A 13,377-nucleotide genomic window follows, 5' to 3' on the forward strand; every position below is an offset into this window, starting at 1 on the left:
GAGCAGACGCTTACGTTCAAACTGCGCACTGCATTTCGTCCATTCCGTCCTGCAGGAATGTCTAGTGTAAGCGTCCAGCCGTCCCATCTATGAATTCCTAATCGGTACCACCAAACTATCGCCTAGATCACTGCAGGAGGTGGAAGGTGTCAAACAAGGACCGGAAAAAGATGTGGGAAGAGCGCGTGGCGCAGTGGCGGGTCAGCGGGCTATCGCAGCGTGCATACGCCACCGAGCAAGGCTTTCCGATTCGGCAGGTAGGCTATTGGGTGCGGCGACTGGCCAAGTCGCCGCCCATGCCGGGCTTGTTGCCGGTGCGGTTGGCGCCCGCTGCGCCGGCACCTGCGGCGATCAGCCTGCGCAACGAGCGCGGCTGGACGTTGAGTCTGCCGGGCGACGTGCCGGCCGGCTGGCTGGCCGAACTGATGCGCGCGCTGTGATGGAGCTGTCGGCCGATGCGATCTGGCTGGCGACGGCGGCGGTGGACATGCGCACCGGCATTGACGGCTTGTCGTTGCATGTACAGCAGGTGCTTGGGCGACCGCCGTGCGACGGCACGGCCTACGTGTTCGCCAACCGCCGCCGCACGCGCCTCAAGCTGGTGTGCTGGGACGGCACCGGCGTGTGGATGTGTTTGCGCCGTCTGCACCGTGGCCAATTCGTCTGGCCACAGGCGGACGATGCGTGCTTGCAGATGAGCACGGAACAATGGCGCTGGCTGGTCGCCGGCGTGGACTGGCAGCGCCTGTCGGCACCAGCACCGGCCCAGGGGCGCTTGTGACGACGTAAACTGTTTCCCTTGTAAACGTCGACCACGCCGGGTAAACTGTCGCGCCATGGACCCGCTCAACGAACTCGCCCGCACCGACATCGACCCGGCCCTGCTGGCGCAGGTGCAGGCGCTGTTCGCGCAGCAGCAAGCCGGCTTGACGCGTCGCGACGCGCTGCTGGCAGAGAAGGATTTCAAGATCACCGCGCTGACCCACGAGCTAGCCTATTGCCGCCGTATCCGCTTCGGCAAGGCCAGCGAGGCGCTCGTCGGCGTGCAACGCCTTCTGTTCGAGGAGACGGTAGACACGGACCTGGCCGCCATCGAGGAGGAGCTCAAAGGCCAGGCGCCGGCCAAGCGCCAACGCCGGCGCGCCGGCCGCCAGGCGCTGCCGCCTGAACTGCCGCGCATCGAGCACCGCCACGAGCCCGAGTCGTGCCAGTGCGGGAAATGCGGCGCCGACCTGGTTAAAATCGGCGAGGACGTCAGCGAGCAGCTGGACGTGGAGCCGGCACGCTTCTTCGTACATCGCCACATTCGCCCCCAGTACGCTTGCCGTCCGTGCGAGACAGTGACGGCCGCACCGATCCCACCGGCCGTCATCGATGGTGGCATGGCCGCAGTGGGCCTGCTGGCGTGGATCGCCTCCTGCAAATATCTTGACCATCTGCCGTTGTACAGGATCGAGCAGATCGCTGCGCGCCAGGGCGTGCCACTGGCGCGGTCAACGCTGACCGAGTGGATCGGCCGCATTGGGGTGGCTTTGCAGCCGCTTGCAGACCGGCTCACCGAACTGTTGCGGCAGCGCGCGTGCTTGCACGCCGACGAAACACCCGTTCGCCAACTCGCTCCTGGCAGCGGGAAGACGCGCCACGCCTATCTGTGGGCCTATCGTTCCGGTGTACACGACGACGGCCCTCCTATCGTCGTGTTCGACTACCAGACCAGCCGTGCCGGCGTCCATTCACGCGCCTTCTTGCAGGGCTGGCGCGGCCATCTGATGGTGGACGATTACGCGGGCTACAAGTCGCTGTTCTCCGACGGTCGCATAGAATTGGCTTGCCTCGCCCATATCCGGCGCAAATTCTTCGACGTGTACTCCGCTAATGGCAGCCCTGTCGCGGACGAGGCGCTACAGCGTATCGCGGCACTGTATGTGATTGAGCAGCAAGGCGCGGGCCTCGATCCACCGCGCCGGCTGACGCTACGCCAGCGCTTGGCGGTGCCGGCGCTGGTCGAGCTACGCGTATGGTTGCTGGCAACCAAAAACGCCGTCGCCGCCGGCAGCGGCACGGCAAAGGCCGTCGAACACGCGCTTAAGCGCTGGCCGGCGCTCGAGCGCTATGCCGGTTCGGGCTTGCTTCCGATTGATAACAACCCGATCGAGAACGCCATACGTCCAATTGCCATCGGCAAAAAGAACTGGCTGTTTACCGGATCGGAACGCGCCGGCCGCCGCGCCGCAGCCATCCAGAGTCTGTTCGCTACCGCCAAGCTAAACGGACTTGATCCAGCACGCTGGCTGGCCGATGTATTGGAGCGCCTTCCGACGTGCCCTAACAGCCAGATAGATTCGCTGCTTCCCACAAGAACGGCAGTGGCAGAAGCAAGAGCCACTTGTGAAACGAGTTTATGTACAGACGATGTTGGACGGCTAGCTACTGCATAAGGAAATTGAGAAAGTGCTCCCTTTAGACGGTTCACTGGTGACGGTCACCTGCCCCCCCATCTGCTCAGTTAGGCGTTTCACCATAACCAACCCCAGGCCCGTACCGGGTATCCGCCCCTGCTCTTGGCCTAGGCGTTCGAATGGTCTGAAAAGCCTCTTCAATTGAGATTTGGGAATGCCGTCACCACTATCAGCGACGTCGATTGTCACCAAGTTATTTGCATTAGCATAACAGGTAAGATGAATAGTACCGGTTGAATGGTTGTACTTTACTGCGTTAGACAGCAGATTTATCAGAATTTGTTTGAGTCGTTTGGCATCTGCGAAAATGTGCAGGGCGTCTGGTACATCAACCATTAAGGTGATCTGGTCCTTGGCACAGAGGGGCGCAATTACGCCAGCGCATTCGTCGACGATGGGTTTAAGTTGCTGCCTGTCCATGGATAGCTTCAGCTTTCCCGACTCAACGCTGGCAAGGTCCAAGATCTCGTCGGCCAGATTGAGTAGATGGCGTGAGGAGCTAAGAATATTTTTAGCGAACTGTTTTTTCTGTGGTGCCGTCGTCGGCATTGACTCTGAATTCAGAATATGGGCGAAGCCAAGGATGGAATTTAGTGGGGTGCGTATTTCGTGACTTAACTGAGCAAGAAATTGGGTCTTAGCTCTATTGGCTTGGTCGGCGGCCTTTTGGGCGACCCTCAGCTGCTGGTTCAATTCAGCAAGTGACTCATGACTTGCCTTTAGTGCAAGTGTGGCGACAGTCTTATCGATCTTCGCCTGCCGCAAGTGCGCCGCGCGCTGAAGAGCTGGTTGTAGCACGCGCAAGTCAAACGGCTTCACTACATAGTCGACTGCCCCCAGCTTCAATGCTTCGATTGCAGTCGCTATCGACGCAACGCCGGTCAGTATTAAGCACCCAATATCCGGATCGCACCGATGGACCGCCTGCATCAACTCGATCCCGTTCATGACAGGCATGACCAGATCGATCATCATCAGTTCATAATGTACTTTCTTTAACGATTCTAACGCTACGAGCGGATCGGTAAAACCGTCAGTGACGTAACCGCAATCTTGTAGAGTATCGCAAATGAGCCGCATTTGTATGGGGTCGTCGTCCACCACCAGGATCGTAGCGGCTGAGGGAATAGAGTTCATTGATTCTCCCCGTTATGGCAATGAGCTAGCGACTGTTTCATAATTCACTGCTCACCAGACATTCTGAACTAATACGATTTCGCCCCGAGCGTTTTGCGATATATAACTGCTCGTCAGCCTTATCAACCAGAACCGGTGCCAGGTCCTCACTGACTTTATCTTCCATGGTCGCAATGCCGATGCTGATCGTCACGCAGCTGGACGTCAGAGACGCGGCATGTGGCAGTGCGATCTTCTCCACCGACAGTCGCATTCGCTCAGCGGTTATCCTAGCGCCGTTTAAGTCGGTATCTGGCAAAATACACACAAACTCTTCACCACCATACCGTGCGAGCAAGTCAGCTGGCCGATTTAGTTGTGCGTTAAGCTCGCTGGCCACCATTCGCAGACATTTATCGCCTTCGGCGTGTCCGTAGTGGTCGTTATACAACTTAAAATGGTCTACGTCGATCATGATGACAGACAAAGCACTGCCTGCCCTTTGTGCCCTGCGCCATTCAACGTTGTAGCGATCATCGAAGTAACGGCGGTTCGAAACGCCCGTGAGGCCGTCGCGAAATGCCATTAACCTAAGAAGGTCGGTTTGCTGTTTTAGTATCAGGTGAGCCCGCACCCGATTGCGCAGCGTTGCTGGATTGATCGGCTTGGAAACGAAGTCAATTGCACCCACCTCCCAGCATTCATTTTCCTCTTCCACCCGGCTGCCACCTGTCACAAAAATCACCGGTATGTTGCGCGTGATATCAAGTGCCTTCAACCTTCTGCAGGTTTCCAACCCATCCATACCAGGCATGACGACGTCCAGCAAGATGAGATCGGGCGGTGTCTTAAGGCATAGGGTCAGGGCTTGCTCACCGTTGGTGGCCATCAGTACCTGATGCTGACCTGAAAAGATCTGATAAACCGCTTGAATATTTGCTGGTTGGTCATCCACTACAAGCAGGCAGGCCCGGTGTGGTTCTATAGCAGGGGCGGTTTCATCGTTGAGTGGAGACGGGGTCATAGTCATTTTCGGTTCTTGTCGATAAATGAGGGGAACGATAGACGGGATGCGGTTTAAGATACGGACAAATCTTAACGTAACGATGCGGTTGTGTCTCAAACATGTTGCGAAAAGGAAAATAGTGACTGCCGCCTTAGTAGTTTCCCGTTGGCATTTCCTAGGGAGCGTGTTTAGGCTATAGTGATTCCGCACGAACGGCAAGGGTGCCGCTGACATTCGAAGATGAGGGACATCATGACACCGAATACCCGGGTTAGGCGTTTTAGAGCCACTGAGCGATCGCGTTTGCCTAGTAGGAGCCTGCAATAATGTCACCCCGCTTTAGGAAAGCCTTGCCCTTAACGTTGGCCGTTGGTGTGGTTCTACTCGCCACTATTGCCAGCCATTACCGTTCCCCAGCGGCCGCTCCAGCTGCGCTTGAAACGGTAACCATTGCCCTGCCACGGCAGGCATCTACTGCACCGATGTTTGTGGCGATCGAGAAGGGTTTTTTCAAAGATCAGGGATTGGATGTAGTCCATCAGCAACATGAGCTGGGTGCGCAGGGGTTAAAGTCACTGCTCGATCATCAGGCTGATCTGACAGTCGTTGCTGATACCCCCTTCATGTTCAAGGCCATGGCTGGTGAGCAGATCGCGATTGTCTGTGCTATTTCCAGTGGCCGTCGCGCAGCAGCCATCGTGGTCGCCCCTGGTAAAGCGATAAACTCGCTTGCAGACCTCGCTGGGCATAGCGTCGGCTTACCATTGGGGACAAATATGCAGTTTTTTCTGAGTGTGATGTTGCTGCAAGATCGCGTTCCCGAGGGGAGCGTCAAGCTGGTCAATCTCGCGCCCGACCAAATCGCCACTGCTTTGCGCAGTGGCCAGGTCGATGCTGTGACTGCATGGCAAAGTAATCTGGCGCAACTACAGGAGAGCGCGCCGTCCGGCACTCAATTCTTTTTTGGCGAACGACTGTTTCGTCACCGCTTCCATCTGGTCGCGCGGCGTGACTATCTAGAGCATCACGCGGATGCTGTTAAGAGGGTCGTTGCAGCGCTGGCTATGGCGACGAAGTTCATGGATCAGCAACCGGATGTCGCGCGCGCCATCACTGCACGATATATGGGTATCGACTTGAAAGCCCTGGCGCGCATCTATGACCCCGCCGATTTCGACCTCAAGCTGGATCAGGCGATTTTGCTTGCCCTCGATGACCAGTCGCGCTGGGCTATCCGCAGCGACCTGGTGAAGCGCAAGACAGTACCCGACTATCTCGAGTACATCTATTTTGATGCGTTGGAGGCAGTCGATCCTACAGCCGTCACAATGATTCGCTAAACCATGCTGCTGAGGACACAACTAAAATTGCTGCTGACAGTGCTAATACTGCTGCTGGCGGCAGCCATCGCTGCCTTATATTATTCGCAGTCCCAACTGGCGCGTCATGGGCGAGACGCGGCGGAGGTGAAGGCGTTGATAAGCGACATCTCCGATCTGCGGTTCATCGTGACCGAATCAGTGTTATACCGAGAACAGCGTGCAGCTCAGCTATGGCAGCGCAAACTCGATCAGATGCGTGCGCAGCGCTTACTCTACGCGTATAGCCTCGCCGAGCAGAATGCACTGGAAGCGGGGATCTTGCAGGAAGCGGTCAGTGCCGCACAACTGCATGCGGAATTGTTGCGCATGCCACGTTCTGCGGCAGTGATCAGCAGCACAAGTGGCGCGCAGCTGGAGCTCACGGCGCGCGTGGTCGCCGCGCTTTTGGTATCGACCCAAGAAATGTTGGATGACGCAACATCGATCGGCCGTCTCAATGATCGGGAGATTAGTAGGCTTTTGGCACTGAGACAGCACTACAGTATCGCCGGATTGGCTCTGCTCGCATTGTTCGCCGTGCTGTTCGCCGGCTTTGTGCAACGTTGGGTTCTGCGTCCCTTGCACCAGTTCCAGCGAGGGGCGGAACTGGTTGGTGCCGGCAATCTTGAGCACCGCGTCGAGTTCAACGTCCGAAATGAATTCGGCATGCTGACCAACACATTCAATGGCATGACTACGCACTTGCAACAAACTATCCAGACTTTGCAGCGCAAGATCGAGGATTACGACCAATCGCAGGAGGAACTACGTCGCCACGCGACACAGCTGGCCGATGATATTGCCGCACGTAAGTTGGTCGAGGCGGCGCTTGAGCGAGCGCGCACAGAGGCGGAATCCGCCAACCGCGCGAAAGATGCCTTTATCGCTAACATGAGCCACGAATTGCGTACGCCGCTGAATGTCGTGCTGGGGGCAACTCAACTGCTACGTGACTCACTTCTGACCGATCCGCAGCGTGAGTATCTGCAACTGATCAATTCATCGAGCGCATCTTTGCTTACTGTGTTGAACGCAATTTTAGACTATTCCACCCTTGAAGCAGGTGGCATCACCGTAAAGTCCACTACCTTTGAATTGTCGCCTGTGTTTGACGCTGTGGCCGCGACTATGGCGGCCGGCTTGGGAGATAAAGCGATCGATCTATCGATCGGCGTAGCGCCGGATGTACCATCGCAGATCGTCGGTGACGCCCAGCGCCTGCAACAGGTGCTGGAGCAATTAGTCAGCAATGCCATCAAATTTACCGACCATGGAGAAGTTCGACTACAGGTCAGCATGCAAAGCGACGACGGCAATATGGCGCTACGATTTGCGGTGCACGATACCGGCATCGGCCTCGCAGATGCGCAGCGGAGCCGGCTGTTTAGGCCATTTATGCAGGTCGATAGCAGCAGCACCCGCAGCCATGGGGGAGCGGGTCTTGGACTGGTTATCTGTCAGCGGCTTGTCAATCTCATGGGGGGGCGCTTAGAGCTTGAGAGCAGGCTGGGACACGGTAGTGTGTTCAGCCTTCTCTTGCCTACGTCTGTTTTGCCTCCTGCTCCGGATCAGAGTTCGCTGGCCTCATCTCAGCGCGTGCTGCTAGTGGATTCGCACCCCGGTAGTCTAGCCATGCTGAGTTTGAGTTTTAGTGGGCCCCGCTGGCACACAGACGCCTGCAGCAGTAGTGAACAGGCGGTGCGACAACTGGAGCAGTCCAACGAAGCCTATGATGTGTTGCTGGCTGCATCCGACCTGCCGCAGCGGCAAGTTCTGGAGCAGGCGCTGAGTGTGTCGCCACCGTCAGTCAAGCCGCCTGTGATCTGGATGGGGGCCTTTAGCCCCCATCCAAGCGAGCGGGACGTGCAGCGCAGGCTTTTCAAACCAGTCACCCCTGCTGCCTTGACGGCATTGCTGATGTCAGCAGCGCCAGTCGCGGCACCGACGGCGCGGACAGCGTTGTTGTCGTTGCGCGTGCTGCTCGCGGAAGATAACCCAATGAACCAATTTGTGGGCGTTCGCATGCTCGAGCAACTAGGTGCAACGGTGACAGTGGCTGTGGACGGCGCTCAGGCATTGGCCATGCTGCAAGCAGGGCCATGCGACTACGACTTGGTGCTGATGGATATCCATATGCCGGTCATGGATGGATTTGAAGCGACACGACTAATCCGCAGCGAGCTAAGGCTGACGCTACCTGTGGTGGCGATGACGGCAGGCGTTACCGAATATGAACGCACACTTTGTCTGGACGCGGGCATGGACGATTTCCTGTCCAAGCCGGTGGCGCTGGAGCGCCTAAGTAGTACGCTGACGAAGTACACCGGCTGGCAACCCCACACGCAGACTACGCCGATCGCGCCGCCCACTAGCGCGGGTGAAATAATACTAGACATCCTACCGGTAGCCTCGCTCTGTGCAGGGAAACCCGTACAGCACAATATGCTACTGAACATGGTCAACCAGCTTGTGGCTGAAGCTCCTGACAAATTAGCGATTGCACTGGATCACTGGCGGAATGACGAAGTAATCCTGGCGGCGCTCAGTTTGCATGGTTTACGTGGCGCGCTGGCTTCGATTGGTGCGCAACAGTTTAGCGTCGTGGCGCTGCGACTCGAGCAAGCCTTGCAGCAGCAGGCCGGAGGTGAGATCGCCAAGTTGTTCGATAGCGCCGACCAGACGCTATCGCTCACACTGGAGGCGGCGCGGCGCTGGTTGGCAACGCAACAACCTGTCAGCTTGACAGAACAGCTCGACTTGAACCCCGCTCTGCTTGCGCGTTGGATAGCGCTGCTCGAGTCGCAGGATATGGAGGCTTACGAAATGTACGAGCAGCTAAAAACGGTGCTGTCAAGCCAACTGCCACAGCGGACCGGCGAGCAACTTCAACAGGCCATGCAGTGCTTTGATTTTACATCCGCATTGGCATGCTTGGCACCACTGACTACGTCGATTAGGGCCACTGACAGGAACAGCGAATGAAACGACATTTTTTCAATCTAACGCTGGTCCGCCCAGCATCGGTGCTGGCTGGCGGATTGCTGGTGCTCAGTGCCGGGCTGGCCTACTACACGCATTGGCATAACGCGCGGACGCTGGCGCAAGCGACGTCTAAGGCGGCGGAAATCGCCATGAACGGCGTGGCGGAGGCGCTTCGGCGTTATCAATACGGCCTGCGTGGAGCGCGCGGCGCCATAATTATGCTGGAAAAGCAGAGTGACAAGCGTGCCGGGTTTCATGATTACAGCCTTACACGCGACATTACAACCGAGTTTCCCGGTGCCAGAGGATTCGGCTACATTCACAGAGTCGCGCAGGCCGATACGCCGGCGTTTGTCGCAGCAGCAAGCGCCGACGGTAAGCCCGACTTCGCGGTCAAGCAACTCAAGCCACATGATGGCGATCGTTACATCATCCAGTACATAGAACCTGCTGGTATCAATATGGCCGCTATCGGACTCGACATTGCCTCAGAGCCCGGACGCCGTATGGCGGCTGATGCGGCAATGCAGTCCGGCACAGTGCAGTTGACGGCGCCTATCACGCTGGTACAGGCGACAGGCTATCCAGCGCAATCGTTCCTGATGTTGCTGCCGGTCTATCGCGGCTATGTCATGCCATCCGATGCGGCGGCCAGGGCGGCTGCGCTGGTCGGGTGGACCTATGCCCCCTTGATGACTCGGGACATTCTCGATGCTGCAAGACTGGGGGGCGGCACAGGCATCATCACGCTGTACGACGTGACCAGCGGCTTCCCCGGCGTACAGTTTTTCCGCACCAACCAAGCTGGCGAGGCGGTGGCTGCTGGCGCGATGGCGGAACGGACCGTCTATGGCAGGCGTTGGCAATTGCGCTTCGAACCTTTGCCAGTATTCGTGACGGCGCTACGTTTTTGGAACCCTTGGCTTGTGCTGGCGTTAGGCTCAGGACTAAGTCTTGCCATAGCTATTGCCTTCGGCGTCAAGCGAGCCCATGATCTGGGACGCAGACGCTTGCTCGACGAACAACAACGCTTGGCGGCGATCGTCGAGAGTTCCCTTGATGGGATTATTGGCAAAGATCTCAACGGAATCGTACGCAGCTGGAATGGTGGCGCACAACGGATTTTCGGATATACCAGCGGGGAGGCGCTGGGGCGCCCTCTGATGGAGCTCATCGTCCCTGAGGGAATAGCGCAGGAGGAGCGTGACTTCCTGTCACGCATTGCCTCCGGCCAAGAAGTGGCGCATTTCCAGACGACCAGGCGTCACAAAGATGGCAGTCTAATCGACGTGTCGGTATCGGTAGCGCCGATACGGGATACGGCCGGACGGGTGGTAGGGGCCTCGAAGACGGTGCGGGACATCTCCGAGTTACAGGCCGCGCATCGGCGCATTCGTGAACTGAATACGGGACTTGAGGCAGAAATCGAACAACGTACTGGCGAGCTGATTGCGGCGCGCAAGACGCTGCGCACAGTGCTCGATGCGGTCCCCTCGATGATTGGCTATTGGGATCGTCAGCTCATCAATCGTGTGGCCAACCGGGCCTACCATGATTGGTTCGGCGTCAATCCTGACAGTATTCCCGGCTTACACATGCGCGAGTTGCTTGGCGATGAACTGCTTCAGGCCAATCTCCCCTACGTCGAAGCGGTGTTGCGCGGTGAGCCTCAGCATTTTGAACGCAGTATCAGTGGCCCAGACGGCAAGCTGCGGCACTCGTTAGCCAGCTATCTGCCCGATGATGTGGATGATGAAGTGCGTGGCTTTTATGTCGTGGTCCATGATGTTACCGAGCTCGTGGACGGGCGCCATCAACTCTCCCGCCTGAATTTGTTGCTGGAAAACGTGTTGCGCGCGTCGTCGGAGATTGCCATTATTGCCACCGACCATGTGGGCCTTATCACCGTGTTTAATCGCGGTGCGGAACTTATGCTGGACTATCGCGCGGAAGACATGGTCGGTCAACGCGATCCTGGTTGCCTGCACGTGCGTGAGGAAGTGGAAGCGAGGGGGCGGGAACTAAGCTTGGAGGCCGGTTACGAGGTCGCCGGCTTCCGTGTCTTCGTTCAGTTGTCCGAGCAACTTGGCGCAGAAAAGCGTGAGTGGACTTATATCAGGCGTGACGGCAGCCGCTTACCGGTCGAGCTGGTTGTAACTACCATGCGTGACGAGGATGGCCAGATCACCGGTTATCTGGGAATGGCAAGCGACGTAAGCCAGCGCCGTGCGTTTGAAACGAGTCTGGTGAAGGCGCGCCAGACTGCGGAAGACGCCAGCAACGCAAAAGGCCAATTCCTGGCCAATATGAGTCATGAAATTCGTACGCCGATGAATGCCGTATTGGGGATGCTGCAATTGCTACGCAAGACCGAACTGACTGCGCGTCAACAAGACTATATCGACAAATCGTATGCTGCCAGCAGGGCACTTTTGGCGATCCTCAATGATATTCTGGATTTCTCCAAGATTGATGCCGGCAAAATGACGCTGGAAAAGATGGACTTTGATATTGAGACCTTGCTACGCGATCTAGGCGCGGTAATGGCCGGTAACCATTCGGGTAAACCGGTCGAGGTCTTGTTTTCGGTGTCGGCGATGATGACGCACTGGGTGCAAGGTGACAGGCTGCGCTTACAGCAAGTGCTGATCAATCTTGCGGGAAATGCGCTGAAGTTTACCGAGAGCGGCAGCGTCGTGTTGAGCCTGACGCAACGGGCGACTACTGCTGATCATGTGGTGCTTCGGATCAGTGTGCGTGACAGCGGCATAGGCATCCATCCGGAACAGCTACAAGCCATCTTCGAGGGTTTTAGCCAAGGCGAATCGTCGATCAGCCGTCGCTTTGGAGGGACGGGACTCGGACTAGCTATCAGCCAGCGGCTAGTTGCTTTGATGGGTGGTGAGCTTCATGTCGAGAGTACGCTGGGAGTGGGCTCGTGTTTTTGGTTCGATCTGCCATTCGGCATTACGGCTGACGGTTCGCAGAAACTGCAGATGACAGTGCCTGCACAAGTGCGGCTGCTAGTCGTCGAGGACAATCCGGTCGCTGCGGAAATTATGCTACAGATGATCGAATCGCTTGGGTGGACGGCGCAGCTCGCTACCAATGCCGAGCAAGCGCTGGCGATGGCGCGAGCGGCAGCTTACGATGCAGTATTGATGGATTGGCAGCTGCCAGACTTGGATGGCTTACAAACTGCAGCAATGCTGCGTAGCGTTGGCGGCGCATCGACGCCACCGGTGATCATGGTGACCGCATACGGCCAAGAAGTATTGCAAGAGGCCGCGAAGATGGCCGATGCCCCCTTTTCAGACTATCTCACCAAGCCAATCACGCCAGGCCAACTGAAGGAGGTGGTGGCTAGAGCAGTGCGGGCGGAGGCATTGCCAACCGTTCAGCGGCGCCATGATGGTGGCGCAAGGCAACCGCTGGCCGGCCTGCGCCTGCTGGTGGTTGAAGACAATGCCGTGAATCGGCAGGTAGCGTTTGAGTTATTGAGTCATGAAGGCGCGCAGGTCGACTTGGCCGAGGGTGGTTTGCAGGGCGTCAGTCTGGTACTGTCCGGAACTGTGGCATATGACCTTGTCGTGATGGATGTACAGATGCCAGATATCGACGGACTTGAGGCCAGCCGGCGGATCCGTGCCGATGGGCGCTACCAACGGCTCCCCATCCTGGCCATGACAGCCAATGTCTCGATCGCGGAACAAGATCGCTGTTTGCAAGCAGGAATGAATTCCCACATCGGCAAGCCGTTCGAAATGGCAGAGCTGATTGTTAAGGTGCAGCAGTTGTGCGGACGAGCAGAGATGGCTCTCTCAAGTGAAAACAAAGCGCCAAGTGTAGCCAACGGAGACATTGAGCCGATGAGCAATGTGCTCCAGCGGTTTGGTGGCAATCAGCGTGCGTATGCGAACGCGTTAGCAGCTTTCGATAGCGAAGTGCGTCGGTTGTGCGTAGTTTTGGAGCAGCAAATAGTTGAAGATGATTACTCGGTGGTGGTGGCGACATTGCATACCATTAAGGGCTTGGCAGCAACGTTAGGGGCCCACTCGCTGGCGCAGCATGCTGCACTATTGGAAAACCGCATACGCGATGAAGCGGAAGAACCGGCGCTAACTATCAAAGACAGCGCTGCGCTGCAGTCTATCGGGGCAGTATGTGCAGCGCAACTGCGGGCAGCGCTGGCGCCCCTGTTGCCCGCCGCCGCGCCGGTGGGAAATCTTAACCACAATGCGTGGCAGGCACTGCGCGCCGACACATTGAAATTGCTCCGGTCAGCAGATATGCAGGCGCTGGACGCTGTCCAGAACTTGGCCGCTGCGGCACCTCCGGCGCAGCGAGATCAAATGGAGAAAATTTTGGGCTTTACACAGCAGCTCGATTTCGCTGCGGCGGCAGAAATCCTGAGCGCTGCCGATTAAACTGCTTCGACTGATCGGAGTAGCAT

8 protein-coding genes are annotated in these 13,377 nt (G+C 57.4%); 6 read left to right on the forward strand and 2 right to left on the reverse strand.

The window, feature by feature from the left end; genetic code table 11:
- The first annotated feature begins 146 nt into the window (after positions 1–146).
- From tnpA to tnpC, 3 genes are read left to right on the forward strand one after another with little or no spacing between them, the layout of a single operon-like run.
- Positions 147–440, forward strand: a complete 294-nt coding sequence (gene tnpA, locus KT882_RS02580) for an IS66 family insertion sequence element accessory protein TnpA (protein WP_228894280.1) — start codon at positions 147–149, stop codon at positions 438–440.
- Positions 440–781 (forward strand): IS66 family insertion sequence element accessory protein TnpB, encoded by a 342-nt coding sequence (gene tnpB / locus KT882_RS02585; protein WP_228896526.1) that lies wholly within the window; start codon positions 440–442, stop codon positions 779–781. Before tnpA ends, tnpB begins: the two co-directional genes overlap by 1 nt.
- A gap of 55 nt (positions 782–836) precedes the next feature.
- Positions 837–2,438, forward strand: a complete 1,602-nt coding sequence (gene tnpC, locus KT882_RS02590; RefSeq protein ID WP_228894283.1) for an IS66 family transposase — start codon at positions 837–839, stop codon at positions 2,436–2,438.
- Here tnpC and KT882_RS02595 read toward each other — a convergent pair.
- Complete coding sequence (locus KT882_RS02595; RefSeq protein WP_228894284.1) at positions 2,424–3,596, reverse strand: ATP-binding response regulator; 1,173 nt, start codon at positions 3,594–3,596, stop codon at positions 2,424–2,426. The genes tnpC and KT882_RS02595 overlap by 15 nt on opposite strands.
- Positions 3,597–3,633: 37 nt before the next feature.
- Positions 3,634–4,605, reverse strand: coding sequence for a diguanylate cyclase (locus KT882_RS02600; RefSeq protein WP_321170316.1), 972 nt, complete (start codon positions 4,603–4,605; stop codon positions 3,634–3,636).
- Positions 4,606–4,907: 302 nt separating this feature from the next.
- Here KT882_RS02600 and KT882_RS02605 point away from each other — a divergent pair, with 302 nt between their 5' ends.
- From KT882_RS02605 to KT882_RS02615, 3 genes are read left to right on the forward strand one after another with little or no spacing between them, the layout of a single operon-like run.
- The gene (locus tag KT882_RS02605; RefSeq protein ID WP_228894285.1) at positions 4,908–5,921 is read left to right on the forward strand and encodes an ABC transporter substrate-binding protein; all 1,014 of its coding nucleotides are present in this window, start codon (positions 4,908–4,910) and stop codon (positions 5,919–5,921) included.
- Positions 5,922–5,924: 3 nt separating this feature from the next.
- Complete coding sequence (locus KT882_RS02610) at positions 5,925–8,924, forward strand: response regulator (protein ID WP_228894286.1); 3,000 nt, start codon at positions 5,925–5,927, stop codon at positions 8,922–8,924.
- On the forward strand, positions 8,921–13,351 hold the full coding sequence (locus KT882_RS02615) for a PAS domain-containing hybrid sensor histidine kinase/response regulator (RefSeq protein ID WP_228894287.1): 4,431 nt from the start codon (positions 8,921–8,923) through the stop codon (positions 13,349–13,351). The genes KT882_RS02610 and KT882_RS02615 overlap by 4 nt, the downstream gene beginning before the upstream one ends.
- Positions 13,352–13,377: the final 26 nt, after the last annotated feature.

This window comes from Pseudoduganella aquatica, assembly GCF_020865585.1.
In the GTDB taxonomy this organism is placed as follows: Bacteria; Pseudomonadota; Gammaproteobacteria; order Burkholderiales; family Burkholderiaceae_D; genus Rugamonas; species Rugamonas aquatica_A.